This is a genomic window from Mycobacterium sp. HUMS_12744610, assembly GCF_041206865.1.
Taxonomy (GTDB): Bacteria; Actinomycetota; Actinomycetes; order Mycobacteriales; family Mycobacteriaceae; genus Mycobacterium; species Mycobacterium servetii.
In genome coordinates this window covers 4,418,428-4,436,846 of the sequence record NZ_JBGEDP010000001.1, presented here as the reverse complement: position 1 = coordinate 4,436,846, position 18,419 = coordinate 4,418,428, and the positions used below count along the sequence as shown (strand labels likewise).

The 18,419-nt window shown below is 67.3% G+C and carries 17 protein-coding genes and 1 pseudogene; 11 read left to right on the top strand and 7 right to left on the bottom strand.

The features are described 5' to 3' along the window. Positions 1 to 12 precede the first annotated feature (12 nt). Positions 13 to 1,464, top strand: coding sequence for a FadR/GntR family transcriptional regulator (locus AB8998_RS21355; RefSeq protein ID WP_369739675.1), 1,452 nt, complete (start codon positions 13 to 15; stop codon positions 1,462 to 1,464). A gap of 85 nt (positions 1,465 to 1,549) precedes the next feature. Continuing rightward, on the top strand, positions 1,550 to 2,545 hold the full coding sequence (locus AB8998_RS21350; RefSeq protein WP_369739674.1) for an anti-sigma factor RsbA family regulatory protein: 996 nt from the start codon (positions 1,550 to 1,552) through the stop codon (positions 2,543 to 2,545). A 22-nt stretch (positions 2,546 to 2,567) separates the two neighbouring features. Here AB8998_RS21350 and AB8998_RS21345 read toward each other — a convergent pair whose 3' ends face one another. Both AB8998_RS21345 and AB8998_RS21340 read right to left on the bottom strand, forming a co-directional pair. Continuing rightward, a complete protein-coding gene (locus tag AB8998_RS21345; protein ID WP_369739673.1) occupies positions 2,568 to 2,723 on the bottom strand; it encodes a hypothetical protein in 156 nt (51 codons plus the stop codon). A gap of 84 nt (positions 2,724 to 2,807) precedes the next feature. Then, positions 2,808 to 2,960 (bottom strand): hypothetical protein, encoded by a 153-nt coding sequence (locus AB8998_RS21340; protein WP_369739672.1) that lies wholly within the window; start codon positions 2,958 to 2,960, stop codon positions 2,808 to 2,810. 363 nt (positions 2,961 to 3,323) lie between these two features. Between AB8998_RS21340 and AB8998_RS21335 the strand changes: the two genes are divergently transcribed. Then, a complete protein-coding gene (locus AB8998_RS21335; protein ID WP_369739671.1) occupies positions 3,324 to 3,797 on the top strand; it encodes a 2-isopropylmalate synthase in 474 nt (157 codons plus the stop codon). 17 nt (positions 3,798 to 3,814) lie between these two features. Here AB8998_RS21335 and AB8998_RS21330 read toward each other — a convergent pair whose 3' ends face one another. After that, entirely contained in the window at positions 3,815 to 5,296 is a 1,482-nt protein-coding gene (locus AB8998_RS21330; protein ID WP_369739670.1) for a cytochrome P450, read from the bottom strand. Positions 5,297 to 5,411: 115 nt separating this feature from the next. Between AB8998_RS21330 and AB8998_RS21325 the strand changes: the two genes are divergently transcribed. Beyond that, a complete protein-coding gene (locus AB8998_RS21325) occupies positions 5,412 to 6,056 on the top strand; it encodes a TetR/AcrR family transcriptional regulator (protein ID WP_369739669.1) in 645 nt (214 codons plus the stop codon). Positions 6,057 to 6,085: 29 nt separating this feature from the next. Continuing rightward, positions 6,086 to 6,982, top strand: a complete 897-nt coding sequence (locus AB8998_RS21320; protein WP_369739668.1) for an SDR family oxidoreductase — start codon at positions 6,086 to 6,088, stop codon at positions 6,980 to 6,982. Positions 6,983 to 7,308: 326 nt separating this feature from the next. Here the strand turns inward: AB8998_RS21320 and AB8998_RS21315 are convergent. Both AB8998_RS21315 and AB8998_RS21310 read right to left on the bottom strand, forming a co-directional pair. Next, positions 7,309 to 8,341 (bottom strand): annotated as a pseudogene (locus AB8998_RS21315) (DNA polymerase IV); the annotation flags it as partial. Further along, on the bottom strand, positions 8,341 to 8,943 hold the full coding sequence (locus AB8998_RS21310; RefSeq protein WP_369739667.1) for a TetR/AcrR family transcriptional regulator: 603 nt from the start codon (positions 8,941 to 8,943) through the stop codon (positions 8,341 to 8,343). The gene AB8998_RS21310 and the pseudogene AB8998_RS21315, both read right to left, overlap by 1 nt. A gap of 91 nt (positions 8,944 to 9,034) precedes the next feature. Between AB8998_RS21310 and AB8998_RS21305 the strand changes: the two genes are divergently transcribed. From AB8998_RS21305 to AB8998_RS21285, 5 genes are all read left to right on the top strand, one after another. Beyond that, a complete protein-coding gene (locus tag AB8998_RS21305) occupies positions 9,035 to 9,604 on the top strand; it encodes an NAD(P)H-dependent oxidoreductase (protein WP_369739666.1) in 570 nt (189 codons plus the stop codon). A 522-nt stretch (positions 9,605 to 10,126) separates the two neighbouring features. Beyond that, the gene (locus tag AB8998_RS21300) at positions 10,127 to 10,366 is read left to right on the top strand and encodes a redoxin NrdH (protein ID WP_369739665.1); all 240 of its coding nucleotides are present in this window, start codon (positions 10,127 to 10,129) and stop codon (positions 10,364 to 10,366) included. 69 nt (positions 10,367 to 10,435) lie between these two features. Further along, a complete protein-coding gene (gene nrdI, locus AB8998_RS21295; RefSeq protein ID WP_369739664.1) occupies positions 10,436 to 10,915 on the top strand; it encodes a class Ib ribonucleoside-diphosphate reductase assembly flavoprotein NrdI in 480 nt (159 codons plus the stop codon). Then, entirely contained in the window at positions 10,885 to 13,050 is a 2,166-nt protein-coding gene (nrdE, locus tag AB8998_RS21290) for a class 1b ribonucleoside-diphosphate reductase subunit alpha (RefSeq protein WP_369739663.1), read from the top strand. The genes nrdI and nrdE overlap by 31 nt, the downstream gene beginning before the upstream one ends. A 134-nt stretch (positions 13,051 to 13,184) precedes the next feature. Next, complete coding sequence (locus AB8998_RS21285) at positions 13,185 to 13,913, top strand: TetR/AcrR family transcriptional regulator (protein WP_369739662.1); 729 nt, start codon at positions 13,185 to 13,187, stop codon at positions 13,911 to 13,913. A 57-nt stretch (positions 13,914 to 13,970) separates the two neighbouring features. Here AB8998_RS21285 and AB8998_RS21280 read toward each other — a convergent pair whose 3' ends face one another. After that, entirely contained in the window at positions 13,971 to 16,901 is a 2,931-nt protein-coding gene (locus AB8998_RS21280) for an MMPL/RND family transporter (RefSeq protein ID WP_369739661.1), read from the bottom strand. Continuing rightward, positions 16,898 to 17,308, bottom strand: coding sequence for an MmpS family transport accessory protein (locus AB8998_RS21275; RefSeq protein ID WP_369741691.1), 411 nt, complete (start codon positions 17,306 to 17,308; stop codon positions 16,898 to 16,900). The genes AB8998_RS21280 and AB8998_RS21275 overlap by 4 nt, the downstream gene beginning before the upstream one ends. A gap of 394 nt (positions 17,309 to 17,702) precedes the next feature. Between AB8998_RS21275 and AB8998_RS21270 the strand changes: the two genes are divergently transcribed. Next, on the top strand, positions 17,703 to 18,368 hold the full coding sequence (locus tag AB8998_RS21270) for a TetR/AcrR family transcriptional regulator (protein WP_369739660.1): 666 nt from the start codon (positions 17,703 to 17,705) through the stop codon (positions 18,366 to 18,368). The last annotated feature ends 51 nt before the right edge of the window (positions 18,369 to 18,419 follow it).

Here is an 18,419-nt window from a genome sequence, read left to right as displayed (position 1 = left end):
GGGAGGGCGTAGGTGAGCGCAGCGGTCGGCCAGTCCGACAAACTGGCTTCGAGAATCGCCCGCGACATCGAGGCGGACGTCGTTCGCCGCGGCTGGCCGATCGGGGAGTCCCTGGGCTCCGAACAGGCACTCCAGCAACGCTTTCGGGTGAGCCGATCGGTGCTGCGCGAGGCGGTTCGTCTCGTCGAGCACCACCAGGTCGCCCGGATGCGACGCGGACCGGGCGGCGGGCTGCTGGTCTGCGAGCCCGACGCCGGGCCCGCGACCCGGGCCGTCGTGATCTATCTGGAATACCTGGGCACCACGCTGGGCGACCTGCTCAACGCGCGCCGGGTCCTGGAGCCGCTGGCGGCCTCGCTTGCCGCCGACTGCATAGACGAGGCCGGGATCGCGCGGCTGCGAGCGGTGCTGCGCGCCGAAGAGCACTGGAAGCCGGGCCTGCCCACGCCCCGCGACGAATTCCACGTCGCGCTCGCGGAGCGGTCGAAGAACCCGGTGCTGCAACTGTTCGTCGACGTTCTGATCAGGCTCACCGCGCGCTACGCGCGCGCGGCGCGCACGGACTCGGCGGATGAGGCCATCGAAGCGATCGAGCACATGCACGGCGACCACTCCGAGATTTCCGCCGCCGTCACCGCGGGCGACGCGGCCCGGGCCAAGGCGCTCAGCGAGCGCCACGTGGAACGGGTGACCGCCTGGTTGCAGGAGCATCATCCCGCCGGCGGCGCCGGCCGTGGCACCCGAGCCGCACACGCGCGCAGGCTCGACACCCAGGCGCCGCGCGGCAAGTTGGCCGAGGGGCTGGCGGCCACCATCGGCGACGACATCGCCGCCAGCGGGTGGCACGTCGGCTCGGTCTTCGGAACCGAGACGGCGCTGCTGGAACGCTACGGCGTGAGCCGGGCGGTGCTGCGCGAAGCGGTGCGGCTGCTCGAACACCATTCGATCGCACGGATGCGCCGCGGACCCGGCGGCGGGCTGGTCGTGACCACGCCGCAGGCGCGGGCCAGCATCGACACCATCGCGCTGTACCTGCAATACCGCAAGCCGAGCCGCGAGGACCTGCGCTGCGTCCGCGAAGCCATCGAGATCGACAACGTGGCCAGGGTGGTGCAGGGCCGCGCCCGGCCCGAGGTGTCGGCCTTCCTGAACGCGCAGAGCGCCATCGGACAGGGAGCGACCGGGGACGTCGGCCTGGTCGCCGTCGAGGAGTTCCGGTTCCATGTCGGCCTGGCGCAGCTGGCCGGGAACGCGCTGCTCGACCTGTTCCTGCGGATCATCGTCGAACTGTTCCAGCGGCACTGGTCGAGCAACACCGGCCGGCCGCCGCCGACATGGGGTGATGTCGTCGCCGTCGAACACGCCCACCTGCGGATTCTGCAGGCGGTCGCGGCGGGCGACGACAGCCTGGCCCGCTACCGTCTCCGGCGCCATCTCGATGCCGCCGCGTCCTGGTGGCTGTAGCTCGGTTTGCGCGTATAGCCGCGGCCCTTCGGGGGTATGGCACTAGGAACATTCGCCACCGCCGGTCCGGCAGGGGACCGGCGCTTTGATCGAAAGCGGGATCGCCGAGGTGTCCTTGGACATGGGGTACGAACGAGAGGGTTTCGTTCACTCCGCGCTCCTGTACCGATCCGAGCGGGAGTGCCGGGAGCTCGTCGCCCGCTTCGTCGCCGACGGGCTGGCGGCCGGCGAGCCCGTGCTGGTCGCCATGCCAGACGGCAACCTGGCGACGCTGCGCGACGAACTGTGCGGCGGAGCCTACCCGACGCGGACCGGGCTGCGCCTGGCCGACATCGCCGAGACCGCGCGCAACCCGAGCCGGTTCCTGGCGGTCGCGGGTTCCTTCGCCGAGGAACACGCGGACCGCCGGGTGCGGATCGTCAGCCAGCTTGCCTGGCCCGGCCGCACAAACGACGAGTTCGTCGCCTGCACGCAACACGAGGCGCTGGTCAACGGGGTGTTCGAGGGCAGCCGGGTGACCGGGCTGTGCCTGTACGACGCGCACCGGCTCGGCGACGACGTCCTGGCCGGCGCCCGTGCCACCCACCCGCTGCTGTGGCGCTGCGGTGCGCTGCACCCCAGCGCCGACTATGCGCCCGACGACGCGTTGGCGAGCTGCAACCAGCCGCTCAGCACCGATCCGGGAGCCGTCACCTACACGGTCCGGACGTCGGAGGATCTACGGCCCGCACGGTCCTTCGCCGTCGACTACGCCGGCTGGATGGGGCTGTCTCGGGACGGCATCGAGGATCTGCAGCTGGTCGCCACCGAACTGGCCACCAACAGCCTCATGTACACCGACGGCGCCTGCCGGTTGTCCTTCTGGCGGGAAGCCGAGCACCTGGTCTGTGAGGCGCGCGACAGCGGGCGGCTGGAGGACCCGCTGGCCGGGCGGCTCAACCCGGGCTCCACCGGCCCCGCCAGTCGCGGACTGTTCCTGGTCAATGCCATATCCGACCTGGTGCGTACCCACACCACCTCGAGCGGCACGACGATCCAGGCCTACCTGCGGTGCGAGCCCTCGCCGCGGTCGACCGGATGAGAACGAGCCCGCCGGCTGCCCGCTAGCCACCCTGTACGATTCCCCCGCCCCCGGGATTGCGGACCGGGGGAATCGACGCGCTCGCACCGCAGCCCGCGGCGAGCGCGGCGAACGCGGTGATCAGCACCGCCGCCGCCCGCCGAACCGTCCGCTTCGTGACATTGCCGTGAGTTGTCATGGACCGTACCTCCCCTCGAGCGGTGTGCTGGACTTCACGGGTCTGGCCGGCGGAGCGACGAACGAGGCCTGCGAACGCGAAACGCTAGTGGGCGGGGGCCGGTGACACCGGAGCCACCCCGGTGCCCGTCGGTGCCTCCGCCGCACAACCGGCGGACAGCACGGCGAACAGCGTCGCACCCACGGCAACCAGGATCTTCACCGTCTGCATCCGCTTGCCCGTTTTCTTCGCGTTCATCGAAGCGCCTTTCGTTGCCTGGTGGAACAGTTGTCTTTTCGATTTCCGTCGCACCGCATGCTATAGCCATCACCGCACGGCGGCAGCCTTTTGGGCCTGGATCCGGAAAGTGTTGGCCACCAATTCAACTCGCGGGACCGTAGGTGCTGAGACGAAGTGACGCCGGGCGCTCGCCCGCCCCGGAAGCGGTTGCGTCACATTGATTTGCTTCGCCGCGGCGCGGCGTCTACTGTTTCGCGAATGCGTCTTCTTACGCGTGCTGTAGTAGCCGGCACCCGCAGCGGGGTCTGACCAAGACCGACCCCCCGCTGTGGATCGCAAGCTACTGCCGTCGGTCGCCCCCGTCGACCGAAGAAGACCGAAATGCTTTTTTCCCGGCCGGTTTCCCGATCTTTGCACCGCTGCGGTGCCACCCTGCCGCGCGGCCTGCGGGAGGAAGCCGGCGCCATGTCCTGGGAGAGCCTTCTCGCGACCTACGGTCACACCGCAGGCCCCGTGCGGCTGGGGCAATGGGAGTGCACCGACGCGCAGCGGCCCCCCGGTCGGCTCGGTCCGCAGGCACGCAACTTCCGGGCCGTGATCGCCGTCGGCGACCGCATCGGCAACTCGACCGCCGCCGCGAGCGGCCCGATCGCGGCCCTCACCGCGATGCTGCACGAACGCGGGATCACCGTGGAGGTCTTGAACTTCCATCAGAAACGGTCGGGCGGCGACACCGTGACCTTCGTCCGCGGCACCGACGGCGCCCGCGCCCGCTGGGCACTGGGCTGTTCGGACGATCCGACGCAGTCGGCGCTGCTCGCCGTGATCGCCTGCGCCAACCGGCTCCTCACCTGACCGCCGCGGGGAAGCGGTCAGAGCGGGCGCAGCATGATCGGCATGCCGTCCTTGGGCACCGGCATGCCGCCGTAGTCCCACTCGGCCCGATATCCGGGGCGGGGCAGTTCGAGCCGATACCTGCGCAACAGGCGGTGCAGGATCGTCTTGATTTCCAGCGTCCCGAACACGGACCCGATGCACTTGTGCGCGCCGCCGCCGAACGGCGAGAAGGCGTAGCGGTGCCGCTTGTGCTCGTTGCGCGGCTCCGTGAACCGGTCGGGGTCGAATCTCATTGGGTCGGTCCACAATTCGGGCAGCCGGTGGTTCAGCCCGGGATAGGCGATGACGTTGGTGCCCTTGGGGATGTAGTGGCCCAGCAGGTCGGTGTCGCGGACGGTCTGGCGCATCGCCCACTGCACCGGCGTGACGAGCCGGATCGCCTCGTTCATCACCAGGTCGAGCGACTCGAGCTTTTCGAGCGATTCGATGTCGAGCGGCCCGTCGCCGAGCCGGTTGGACTCGTCGCGGCAGCGTTCCTGCCATTCCGGGTTGCCGGCCAAGTGATAGATCATCGTCGTCGCGGTCGACGTCGAGGTGTCGTGCGCGGCCATCATCAGGAAGATCATGTGGTTGACGATGTCCTCGTCGGTGAACTTGTTGCCGTCCTCGTCGGCGCTCTGGCACAACACCGACAACAGGTCGTTGCCGTCCTTGCCGCGCTGTTCGGCGACTCGCTCGCGGAAGTAGTTCTCCAGCAGCTCGCGCGCCTTGATGCCCCGCCACCAGGTGAACGGCGGTACCGGGGTGCGGATGATCGCGTTGCCCGCGCGCGTGGTGACCGTGAACGCCTTGTTCACCTTGGTCACCAGGTCGTGGTCGGTGCCCGGCTCGTGGCCCATGAACACCATCGAGGCGATGTTGAGGGTCAGTTCCTTCATCGCGGGGTACAGCAGGAAGCGCGCGTCGTTGACCACCCAGTCGTCGACGATCACCTGCGAGACGACCTTGTCCATCTGCTCGACGTAACTGGCCAGCCGCGAGCGGGTGAACGCCTCCTGCATGATGCGGCGGTGGTACAGGTGCTCCTCGAAGTCGAGCAGCATCAGCCCCCGGTGGAAGAACGGCCCGATCACCGGGACCCAGCCCTGCTGGGAGTAGTCCTTGTTGCGGTTGGAGTAGATGACCTGGGCGGCGTCGGGCCCCAGTGCCGCGACGGCCGGCATGGCCGCCGAGTCCCCGAAGATGACGGGACCCTTGGTCCGGTACATGAACATCAGGTAGTCCGGTCCGCCGCGCAACATCTCGATGAGGTGCCCGACCAACGGCAGCCCGGAGTCGCCGAGCACCGGTTTGAGTCCGCTGCCGGGCGGTGGGTCGGCCAGCTTGTGCTCCGGGAACTGGGTGTTCAGCAGCTTGCGCTCGACCAGGCCCATGCCGGGAAAGTTGTTGATCGACGGGGTGAAGCGGCGCCGCGCCTGGTCGAGCAGGTAGTGCGGGGTGCTGATGGTGGCGACCATAAACGCTCCTTGGGGTGCTCGGGACAGGTGACTGCGGTCACTTATCGCTATCCTTCGGGACGAACTTGACGGCTGTCAAGTTTGCTTTTCGGTCGGCGTGGTGCAAGGTCGGGAGATGGGCACCGACGCCGCCGATCCGCAGCCGGGGCCGGCCCCGCAGCGGCGTGGAGACAAGCAAAGGCAGGCGATCCTGCAGGCCACGCGCGAACTGTTGCAGGAAAGACCGTTCGCGGAACTGTCGGTCGCCACGATCAGCGCCCGGGCCGGGGTGGCGCGATCCGGTTTCTACTTCTACTTCGACTCCAAATACTCGGTGCTCGCCCAGATCGTGGCCGACGCCACCGAGGAACTCGAGGAACTCACCCAGTACTTCGCGCCCCGCCAGCCCGGGGAGTCGCCGGAGCGGTTCGCCAAGCGGATGGTCGGCAGCGCCGCCGCCGTGTACGTGCACAACGACCCGGTGATGACGGCCTGTAACGCCGCCCGCTACACCGACGCCGAGATCCGCGACATCCTCGAGCAGCAGTTCGAGGTGGTGTTGCGCGAGATCGTCGCGATCGTCGAGGCCGAGATCCAGGCCGGGACCGCGCACCCGATCAGCGACGACATCCCGACCCTGGTGCGCACCCTGGCGGGCACCACCGCGCTCGCTTTGACCGGCGACCCCGTCATGGTCGGCCCCGAGGACGACGTGAACCGGCGGGTGGCGGTGCTCGAGGGGCTGTGGCTGGCCGCGCTGTGGGGTGGCGGCCACCCGTGAGTGGGGCCGCCGCCGGTATGGTCTCGACTATGGCGCACAGCGCATCCGGGGGGTATTTCACGCAGAAGCGGTGTCTGGTCACCGGCGCGGCCAGCGGCATCGGCCGCGCGACCGCCCTGCGGCTGGCCGCCGACGGCGCGGAGCTCTATTTGACCGACCGCAACGCCGACGGCCTCGAGCTCACCGTCGCCGACACGCGCGCGCTGGGCGCGCGCGTGCCCGAGCACCGCGCCCTGGACGTCACCGACTATGACGCGGTCGCGGCGTTCGCCGCCGACGTGCACGCCGCGCACCCGAGCATGGACGTCGTGATGAACGTCGCCGGGGTGTCGGCCTGGGGCACCGTGGACCGGCTGACCCACGAGCAGTGGGACAAGATGATCGCGATCAACCTGATGGGCCCGATCCACGTCATCGAGGCGTTCGTCCCGCCGATGGTCGCGGCCGGGCGGGGTGGGCGCCTGGTGAACATCTCCTCGGCGGCCGGACTGGTCGCGCTGCCCTGGCATGCCGCCTACAGCGCCAGCAAGTACGGGCTGCGCGGCCTTTCCGAGGTGCTGCGCTTCGACCTGGCCCGCCATCGCATCGGGGTGTCGGTCGTGGTGCCGGGCGCGGTGCGCACCCCGTTGATCGACACGGTCGAGATCGCCGGCGTCGACCGCGAAGACCCCAGGGTCGCCCGCTGGGTCGAGCGCTTCGGCGGGCACGCCGTGTCGCCGGAACGGGCGGCCGAGAAGATCGTCGCGGGGGTCGCCAAGAACCGGTACCTGATCTACACGTCGGCGGACATCCGGGCGCTATATGCGTTCAAGCGATTCGCCTGGTGGCCCTACAGCGTGGCGATGCGCGCGGTGAACCTGGGGTTCACGCGCGCGCTGCGGCCCGCGCCGGCGCCCCGGCCGGGGTTCGGGTCGAATTCCGGATAACGGGGTCGGCGGCGCTGACTGCGGGAATTCCAATCTCGGCAGCCATTCGGTGTCAACAGAGTCGACATTGTCGCCAAAGTTGATTTCTTTCGATAACGGTCAGATCTCGCTTCAAAGCGATGCAGATCGCCGGCCCTGCGGCCGTAAGTTCTTGCGCCACGGACTGCTGAACAACACGCGGGTGCGGGCAGTGCCCGACCGGTGTTGTGATCCCGATTGAACGGGCCGCCCGAGGCGGCCGGCTCTGGCCTGCGGCTTCCAGAACGCCGGGTACGAGCTCGCCGGCCTGTACTACGAGGGCACCACCCCGTGATCCGGGCGAGCTACCGCGGCATGGTCAGTTCGAGTCGAACCCGAGCAGCCGGACCGGCCGGTCGAGCTCGAAGAGGTCGAAGACCCGCAGGGCTGCGGCCACGACGGCGTCGGCGGCGGTGGTGGGCTCGTCGAGCTTGCGGATTTTGGTGCGGGTGTAGAAGGTCGCGGTTCGCACGGTCACCGCCACCCGGGCGACGACCCGGCCCGACGCCACCACGTCGTCGAGCGCCTTGCGGGCCAATTCCGTTACCGCCTCGGCCATTTGCGCGCGGTCGGTCAGGTCGCGGGGGAAGGTGACGACGCGGCTGCGCGAACGTGGCACCCACGGCTCGGTGCTGACGTGGGTGTCACCACCACCCTTGGCCAACAGCAGCAGCCACAGTCCGGTGCGCGCGCCGAAGGCCGAGGTCAGCAGCTCGGCATCGGCGCCGGCGCCGGCGAGCTCTCCTACCGTGGTGATCCGCAGCGTCGCAAGCTTTTTCGTGGTCTTGGGGCCCACGCTCCAGAGGGCGTCTACCGGGCGGTCGGCCATCACGCTCATCCAGTTGGCGTCGGTGAGCGCGTAGACGCGGCCGGCTTGGCGAAGCCGGTGGCCACCTTGGCGCGTTGCTTGTTGTCGCTGATGCCGACCGAGCAGGACAGCGCGGTCTCGGCCGAGACGACTTCGCGGATCCGCTCGGCGACCTCGACGGGGTCGTCGTCGCCCACCGCGACGTAGGCCTCGTCCCAGCCCCACACTTCGACGGGGTGCCCGAGGTCGCGCAGCGCGCCCATGACCTGAGCGGACGCCGCGTCGTAGGCCACGGGGTCGGCCGGCAGAAATGTCGCGGCGGGGCAGCGCCGCGCGGCGGCCCGCAGCGGCATCCCCGCGCGCACCCCGAATTCGCGGGCCTCATAGGAGGCGCAGGTCACGACCTTGCGCGGTTCGGCCGGGTCGCCGCTGCCGCCGACGATGACCGGCAGCCCGGCCAGTTCGGGACGGCGGCGCAGTTCGACCGAGGCGAGGAATTGGTCAAGGTCGACGTGCAGGATCCAGCCGGCCATCACTCCCCGCACAGTTTGCGGGCCAGGCTCTCCCATGCGTCGCCGAGCGTGGCGAGGGTGTACCCGCCGTCGTGGAGCCGATGCTCGACGTAATCGGCGTCGAGCAGCGATAGCAGCGCGTCGGTCTGGGCCTCGAGGTCGCCGGTGGTCCCGGCCGCCCGCAACAGCATCCGTACGTGCGTGCGGAGCACCATCGACGGCGCGTTGAACCGGCTGTGCGGGTCGCGGTTGGCCGCCGACAGCAGCGCGTGGTGGGCATGCACGAACTCGATCCGCTGGCGGCCGAAGGCCAGCAGCCGGTCCAGCGGGGGTGCGCCGGGTCCCAGTGGCGGCGGCCCGAACAGGAACGCCTGCTGGGCGGCGCGCTCGTCCTCGTCGAGCAGCACCATCATCAGGCCCGCGCGGCTGCCGAACCGGCGAAACAGCGTGCCCTTGCCCACGCCGGCCGCCGCCGCGACGTCGTCCATCGTGACGGCGTCCGCGCCGCGCGCGGCCACCAGGCGCCGCGCCGCGTCGAGCAACAGCGCGCGGTTGCGGGCCGCGTCGCCCCGCTCGTGCGGGGCGGACACGGGTAGCTCGCCGGGACTCAGGACCTCGCTCACTCCTGCACTGTAACGCCACGGGGAATAAATCGGACTATAGTCCGCTTTGGTGCTGAAAGCTGTAAGCCAACGAGCTGAAAGGGACGTAACGGTGCCAGAGAACTCCAACATCACGATCTTGGCCTTGGTGGGCAGCCTGCGGGCGGCGTCGATCAATCGCCAGATCGCCGAACTGGCGGCCGCGGTCGCTCCCGACGGCGTGACCGTCACGGTGTTCGAGGGACTGGGGGAGTTGCCCTTCTACAACGAGGAGATCGACCCCGCCGTCACCGACGGGATCGCGCAGGCGCCCGCCCCCGTCGCGGCGCTGCGTGCCGCGGCCGCCGGGGCCGACGCCGCGCTGGTGGTCACCCCCGAGTACAACGGCAGCATCCCGGCGGTCGTCAAGAACGCCATCGACTGGCTTTCGCGCCCGTTCGGCGGCGGCGCGCTCAAGGGCAAGCCACTGGCCGTGATCGGGGGCGCCATGGGCCGCTACGGCGGGGTGTGGGCACACGAAGAAACCCGCAAGTCCTTCGGCATCGCCGGCGCCCGCGTGGTCGAGTCGATCAAGCTGTCGGTGCCGTTCGCCACGTTGGAGGGCACGGCCCCGGCGGACCATGCCGAGTTGTCGGCCAATGTGCGGGAGGCCGTCGGCAAGCTCGTCGCCGAGGTCGGCTGAGCGCGTCGACGACCGACAAACCGCAGGCCGCCGAGCGGCCGCCTCGTCGGGAACGGACAGCCGAAGCCGCCGGCCCAGGGGCCAGCGGATTTGCTGCCGGTCGGGATGCGGGCCGACGCGGCCGGTTTGTCGGTGGCCGGTGATATACCGGCACGCATGGATTGCTTCAGCGGGCATTGTGACGCGCGACACGCCGGGCGGGTGTTCGCCGCAGTGCTTACGACCAGGGAATTTCATAAATGTTGTTCAGAACATCTTGTATTCTTCTTCTCATGACCCACTAGGTGTAGTGTTTCGAGCACCGGCAGATCCCAGATTCGCCAAGCCAGCCGGGCTGGCGAGGTTCCCGGAACCGGCAGCGCCGGTCCGCCCGGCGCGGCAGCCGCTCAACGGGAATTCAGGGGCTTGGCGGATCGCTGAACACAGCACAGATGTAGTACCCGAGCAGTTGCCAGATCGTGTCCCGGATCGTTTCCCCAGACCGTTTTCGAGTCCCCATCTCCCGCGAAGGAGCGGCATCCCATGAGCATCACCGTGTACAGCAAGCCAGCCTGCGTGCAGTGCACCGCTACCCAGAAGGCTCTGGACAAGCAGGGTCTGGCCTACGAGAAGGTCGACATCACGCTGGACTCCGAGGCGCGGGATTACGTGATGGCCCTGGGGTACCTGCAGGCCCCAGTGGTCGTGGCGGGAAACGACCACTGGTCGGGATTCCGGCCGGACCGCATCAAGGCGCTCGCGGGCGCGGTGCTCAGCGCCTAGCGCAGTCGACGGACAGCCGAGGAGGAGGTTGCGGTGCCCATGGGTGTCACGGGGCCCAACCTGGATCTGATGAGTGACGACCCGCTGCGCCCGGCTGCGCCGGGCTTGCGATCGTCACTGGTCTATTTCTCGTCGGTGTCGGAGAACACCCACCGCTTCGTGCAGAAGCTGGGGGTTCCCGCCACGCGGATACCGTTGCACGGTCGCATCGAGGTCGATGACCCCTACGTGCTGATACTGCCCACGTACGGCGGCGGCCGGGCCACCCCCGACCTCGATGCGGGAGGCTATGTACCCAAACAGGTCATCACCTTCTTGAACAACGAACACAACCGGTCGCTGATCCGCGGCGTCATCGCCGCGGGCAACAACAACTTCGGTGCGGAATTCGCCTATGCGGGCAACGTGGTCTCCCGCAAGTGCGGTGTTCCCTACCTCTACCGCTTCGAACTGATGGGGACCCCGGACGACGTGGATGCCGTCCGCGCCGGGCTCGCCGACTTCTGGAAGGAACAGACGTGTCACCAACCGTCGCTGCAGAACCTGTAACGTCCGGCACCCACGCGCTGCCGGGGGAGACGGACTACCACGCGCTGAACGCGATGCTCAACCTGTACGACGCCGACGGCAGGATCCAGTTCGACAAGGACGTGCTGGCGGCGCGGCAGTACTTCCTGCAGCACGTCAACCAGAACACCGTCTTCTTCCACAACCAGGACGAGAAGCTCGACTATCTGATCCGCGAGAACTATTACGAGCGTGAGGTTCTCGACCAGTACTCGCGCAACTTCGTCAAGGAGCTGCTGGACCGCGCCTACGCCAAGAAGTTCCGGTTCCCGACGTTCCTGGGGGCGTTCAAGTACTACACCTCCTACACGCTGAAGACCTTCGACGGCAAGCGCTACCTGGAGCGCTTCGAGGACCGCGTCGTGATGGTGGCGCTGACCCTGGCCGCCGGCGACACCGCGCTGGCCGAGAAGCTGGTCGACGAGATCATCGAGGGCCGGTTCCAGCCGGCCACCCCGACGTTCCTCAACTCGGGCAAGAAGCAGCGCGGCGAGCCGGTGAGCTGCTTTTTGCTTCGCATCGAGGACAACATGGAGTCGATCGGCCGCTCGATCAACTCCGCGCTGCAGCTGTCCAAGCGCGGCGGAGGAGTGGCGTTGCTGCTCAGCAACATTCGCGAGCACGGCGCGCCGATCAAAAACATCGAGAACCAGTCCTCGGGCGTCATCCCGATCATGAAGCTGCTCGAGGACTCCTTCTCCTACGCCAACCAGCTGGGTGCCCGGCAGGGTGCGGGGGCGGTCTATCTGCACGCCCATCACCCCGACATCTACCGCTTCCTGGACACCAAGCGGGAGAACGCCGACGAGAAGATCCGGATCAAGACGCTGAGTCTGGGCGTGGTGATACCCGACATCACCTTCGAGCTGGCCAAGAAAAACGAGGACATGTACCTGTTCTCGCCCTACGACGTAGAACGGGTCTACGGGGTGCCGTTCGCCGACGTCTCGGTGACCGAGAAGTACTACGAGATGGTCGACGACGCGCGTATCCGCAAGACCAAGATCAAGGCGCGCGAGTTCTTCCAGACGCTGGCCGAGCTGCAGTTCGAGTCGGGCTACCCCTACATCATGTTCGAGGACACGGTGAACCGGGCCAACCCCATCGAGGGCAAGATCACGCACTCGAACCTGTGCTCGGAGATCCTGCAGGTGTCCACGCCGTCGTTGTTCAACGAGGACCTGTCGTATGCCAAAGTGGGCAAGGACATTTCGTGCAACCTCGGCTCGCTGAACATCGCCAAGACGATGGACTCGCCGGACTTCGCCCAGACCATCGAGGTGGCCATCCGCGCGCTGACCGCGGTCAGCGACCAGACCCACATCACCTCGGTGCCCTCGATCGAGCAGGGCAACAACGACTCCCACGCGATCGGGTTGGGGCAGATGAACCTGCACGGCTACCTGGCCCGCGAGGGTGTCTTCTACGGCTCCGAGGAAGGCGTCGACTTCACCAACATATACTTCTACACGGTGCTGTACCACGCGCTGCGGGCCTCGAACCGAATCGCCATCGAACGCGGTACCCACTTCAAGGGTTTCGAGAAGTCCAAGTACGCCTCGGGTGAGTTCTTCGACCGCTACACCGAGCAGGTGTGGGAGCCCAAGACCGACAAGGTCCGTCAGCTGTTCGCCGACGCGGGCATCCGCATCCCGGACCAGGACGACTGGCGGCGGCTCAAGGAGTCGGTCCAGGCCAACGGCATCTACAACCAGAACCTGCAGGCGGTGCCGCCGACCGGGTCGATCTCCTACATCAACTACTCGACGAGCTCGATCCACCCGATCGTGTCCAAGGTCGAGATCCGCAAGGAAGGCAAGATCGGGCGGGTCTACTACCCGGCGCCGTACATGACCAACGACAACCTGGAGTACTACCAGGACGCCTACGAGATCGGCTACGAGAAGATCATCGACACCTACGCCGCGGCCACCCAGCACGTGGACCAGGGGCTGAGCCTGACGTTGTTCTTCAAGGACACGGCCACCACCCGCGACGTGAACAAGGCGCAGATCTACGCCTGGCGCAAGGGAATCAAGACGCTCTACTACATCCGGCTGCGCCAGATGGCGTTGGAGGGCACCGAGGTCGAGGGCTGCGTGTCCTGCATGCTGTAGGACTTTGGCCGGGTGCGCGTTTGGCGACGGCCTCACGATGTGTCCCATCGCCAAACGCACACTCACGCGGCGGCGGCCAGCCAGTCTGCCCAGGTCAGCCGCCGCAACGCGGTATGGTGCTTGGCGTGGTGAGAATGCCTCGACCTGCTCGGCCCCACCCCAGCGTCAAGCCCGGGGCCAAGGTCGACGCGCGCAGCGAACACTGGCGTGACCACCGCACGAAGGTGCGCGGCGAGATCGTCGACGCGGCGTTCCGGGCCATCGACCGCCTGGGCCCCGAGCTCAGCGTGCGAGAGATCGCCGAGGAGGCCGGCACCGCCAAACCGAAGATCTACCGGCACTTTCACGACAAGTCCGACCTGTTCCAGGCGATCGGGGAACGTCTGCGCGACATGCTGTGGGCGGCGATCTTCACCTCGATCGACCTGAAAACCGACTCGGCCCGCGAGGTGATCCGGCGCGCCGTCGAGGAGTACGTCAACCTCGTCGACCAGCACCCCAACGTGCTGCGGGTCTTCATCCAGGGCCGCTCGGCGGCCAGCCCCCAGATCCTCGACGAGGGCCGCGGCATCACGCTGGCCGTGGCCGACATGTTCGACAACGAGCTGCGCGAGATGGAACTGGACCACGCGGCGGTCGAACTGGCCGGGCACGCGGCCTTCGGGTCGGCCGCCTCGGCCACCGAGTGGTGGTTGGGTCCCGACGCGGATAGCCCGCGACGCATGCCGCGCGAGCGGTTCGTCGCCCACCTGACGACGATCATGGTGGGGGTCATCGTCGGTACCGCCGAGGCGCTCGGCATCTCGATGGATCCCGACCGGCCGCTCCACAGTATGGTGCTCGCCAATCCGGCCGCCGGCTGAGCGCCGCTATCCCGTGGACGGAGTCCGGCGGCCTGTGCGGGCGTTTTTCAACGTTCATCAGGCTTGAGCAGGCGCCGCGCTGCCACGTTGGGTTGGCCACGGCGCCGGGGTGTTTCGGGGGATCCTGGTTGGCCACCAGAACCATGCGCCGAGTACCCGGGCGAGTGGCATCACCAGGAACAGTCGGACGATCAGCATGTCGAAGAGCAGGCCGATGAAGATCGTCGAGCCGGCTTGGCCGATGTTGACCACGTCGCTGGAGACCAGAGCCAGCATCGTGAACGCGAAGACGAAGCCGGCGGTCATCACGACGGTGCCGGAGCCGGCCATGGTGCGGATGATGCCCGTTCTGATGCCCGCGCCGAGCTCTTCGCGGTATCGGGACAACAGCAGCAGGTTGTAGTCCGAGCCCACCGCGACCAGCACGATGAAGGCGATCGGCAATGTCAACCAATGCAGTTGTACGTGGAGAACGGTCTCCCAGATCAACACGGACAGGCCGTATGCGCCGGCGAAGGATGCCACCACGGTGATGATGACGATGATCGCGCCGACCAGTGCTCTGGTGATGACGAGGACGATGAGAAAGACCAGCCCGAATGTAGCGATCATCATGATGGTGATGTCATTGCGCGAATAGTCTTGCACATCACGGTAGTTCGATGCCGCGCCGGCCATGTAGAGCTTGGCGCGCGACAGTGAGGTGCCCTTGATGGATTCCTGCGCGGCGGCCATCGCGTTTTCGATCTGGCGGATGCCTTCGGGGCTCATGGCCTCGCCCTTGTGGTAGATCATCAGCCTGGCACCCTTGCCGTCGGGGGTCATGAAGAAATCCTCGGCGACTTTGAAATCAGGGCTGTTCAACGCATCTGGGGGCAGGAAGAAGAAGTCGTCGTTCTTGGCGTTGTCGAACGCCTGTGCCATATCGATCATCGGGTGGATCATGGCATCGAACTGCGGGATGGTGGTGCTGGTGAAGCTTTGAATCGCGCCGGTGAGGTGTTGCATCTCGGTCATCGTGGCGGCCATGGAGCGCATGTTGGCGGCCATGCCTTGCAGTTGGGCGACCATCTGCGGTGTAGCGGAGTCGATGGTGGTCAACCCTTTGGTCATTGTGGCGAGTTCATCGCTCATCGCGTCGACGTTGTCGGTGGTCTCGAACAGCGAGCGCATGGCCCAGCAGGCGGGGATGTCGAAACAGTGCGGTTCCCAGTAGAGGTAGCTGCGCACCGGCCGGACGAGGTCGTCGAAATCGGCCAGATGGTCGCGAGCTTCGGTGACCGTTGCCGCGAGGTCGTCGGCGGCTTGCCGGGACAGGTGCGTGCCTGTCGACAGCTGGTTGGTGAGGTCGACGAGATGGTCGGTGGTAGCGGTCATCTGCCGGGTCGTGGCGACCATGTCGCCCATCTTGGCCACCAGGGCGTCGAGGTCGGCGACCCGCTCTTTGAGGAATCCGACGTTCTCTCCGAGCTTGGTACCCATGGATCCCATGGCGTACGGCAGTGATGCGTGTTCCAGAGGTCGGCCGTTGGGCCGGGTAATGCCCTGCACCATCGAGATACCGGGGACGTGGAAGACCGCCTTGGCGATCCGGTCCAGCGAGATCATGTCAGCGGTGTTGCGCATGTCGTGAGCGGACTGGATGTAGAGGCTGTCGATGCTGAGTTGGCTCTTCGGGAAGTGCTTGTCGGCTGCGTCATATCCGCGGCTGGACTCGACACGCGACGGGGCGAAGTCTCGGTCGTTGTAGCTGACCTTGTAGTTCGTGAGATTGACGATGCACAGTGGGATCGCCAGGGCGGCGACTGCGATCATGGCGAACGGCCATTTGGCCATCATGATGCCGAGTTTGCGCCAGAGTTGGCTGTCGCGCGCGCCTTCCGGCGCGAGGTTGAGATAGTTGATCTTGCCGCCGAGGTGCAGGAGCGCGGGCCCGAGGGTGAGTGCCGCCACCACTGCCACGATCATGGACACGAAGCATGGCGGGCCCAGGGTGCGGAAGTAGTCCAGGTGCGTCAGGCTCAGGCAGAGGCAGGCCCCGGAGATCGCCAGGCCGGATCCCAGCACGACGTGCGGCACCGTGGCCACGGCGGTGTACCAGGCGTCTTCGCGGTTGCGGCGGGCGCGCCGCGCCTCCCGATACCGGCCGAGGAAGAAGATGCCGTAATCGGTGCTGGCTCCGAGCACCAGGGACACCATCATGTTCGCGGCAAACGAGGAGATGCCGATGACGTGGCTGTTGACCAGGATCGAGACGATGCCCCGGGCCGCGGCGAGGATGATCAGTACGCCAGTCAGCGGAATGAGCGCCACCGTCAGCGAGCGATAGGCGATGAACAGCATCGCGATGATCATCACGATGGTGATGATTGTCAGCTTGAGCATGCTTTTGTCGGCGGCCTCGAGAGTGTCGGTGGCCAGGGGCGCCGGTCCCGTCACGTAGACGTTGAGGCCAGGGGGTTTCGGCAGCCCGGCGACGATATCGCGGATGGCTTCGGTGGCCTGATTGGCTCGGGCGTCACCGAGATCGCCGGTCGGCCGGACGTTGAGGATGGCGGCCCGGCCGTCGGCGCTCTGCTGCCCCGACATGGTGACCGGTTTGCCCCACAGATCCATCACCGATTGCACGTGCGTGTTGTCCGCGCGGAGCCGGCGCACCAACGCGTCGTAGAACGCGTGGTCCTGCGCGCCGAGATCGCGGCCGGGCGTTTCCAGCAGGATCACCGCGGCGCTGGTGTAATCGGTTTCGTTGAAGGCTTTACCGCTGATGATGGCGGCCCGCGACGAGGGGGCATCCCGCGGGACCATGGCACCGGCGTGGGCCTTCACGGTTGCCTCCAGTGACGGGAACATCGCATTCGTCACAACGGCGACGGCCAGCCAGAACAGGACGATGGGGATGGACAGTGCCCGCAGTATTTTCGCCCCGCGCGGCCGACGCACCGCCTTGTCTGTCGCGCTCGGCTCGGTGGAGACCGGGGCGCTCATGCTGCGGTCACCGTGCACGCTGCGGCGGCATTGCCATGCCTGACGGACTGCTGGTCGCGAACGACTCCGTTGACGAGGATGCGGCAGCCCACCGCATCGCCGGAGACCTGAGTCACCATACTGAGGCTGGCCGAGGGGGCCGTCGTGGTTTCCGAATGCGACCACGGCAGCGCGGCGAGGACGACCTCGACGGGCTCGCTGTTGACAGTGGCGTACCTGACTTTTCCGCCACTGCCCAGGTCGCCGAACACCTCGTAAGTGATGTCCTTCGGATTGACCTGGACAACCGTGGCGGGGACGGAGTTGTCGGCCGGAGGGGCGGTGATCAGGTCGGATTCCTGTCGAACGGCGTTGACGCCGTATCCGACCAGACCGACGACAGCCAGGATGACTGCGGGTAACCACAACGCGTGCAGCAGTGTGGGGGCATCTACGCCGACGCGCCGGTGCGTGGCGTCGCGGATGGCGGAGCTCAACGGCGGCGCGGGCATCGGCCCGGTCCGTTCGTCGTCCAGTGGTTGGGGTGCCGGACCCATGCGAACTCCTTGATCGGGTGACTCGAAGCGCAACTTTGAAACCGAGGCGTGAAAACACAGGCGTGAAAACGCAATTGGGCCGACTCGGCGCACAAGCGCAGGGTCGGTGGCGCGATCAGCGTCGCGCCCGGCGCCCGCGTCGGGCCTGTGAGCACGATGGCCATGGGTGGGATCCATTCTTATATGGAGGTTGTTCACCACTTACTTCTGGCGAGGATACGCAAAAATGGATGACGTTCTCCAGTTAGATCGCTACACTCGAGGTGTGATTTCAGGCGCAGCGCCGCAACCACGGGGGACCAGACCACTGCGCGCCGACGCGAAGCTCAATCGGGACCGGATTCTGTCCGCCGCCGCGGAATTATTTGCCGAGCGGGGACTGTCGGTGCCCTTGGAGGAGATCGCCGGCCGCGCCGGTGTGGGCGTGGCGACGCTCTACCGGCGGTTCCCGACCCGCGCGGACTTGGCGGCCGCCGCCTTCGAGCGCAACATCTCCCGGTACACCGAGGCGATGGATCGTGCGCTGGCCAGCGCCTGCGCCTGGGACGGATTTCAGGCGCTGATCGTCGAGCTCTGCGAGCTACAGGCCACCGATGCGGGCCTGCGTGATTTGTTGACCACGGCTTTTCCGGCGAGCAGCACCGTCGAACAACGTACCGGTGAGACGCTGGAGAAGCTGCGACTGCTCATCCGGCGGGCACAGGCCGAGGGTCGTCTGCGGCCCGATGCGGTGGCCGGCGACGTCGTGGTCCTGTTGATGGCCAATGCCGGCGTGCTGAAGTCCACCGGCACCGCGGCTCCGGATGCCTGGCGGCGGTTCGCCGCGCTGATGGTCGACGCGTTCGGTGCCCATCCCGATTCGCCGTTGCCGCCGGCTCCGCCCGAGCAGCAACTGCGCCGCTCGGTTGCGTTGCTGACCGAGGGGCGCTGAACAGCGACGTCGGTTTGACAGCCCTAATCGCGGTCGACACACTGAAGTGGA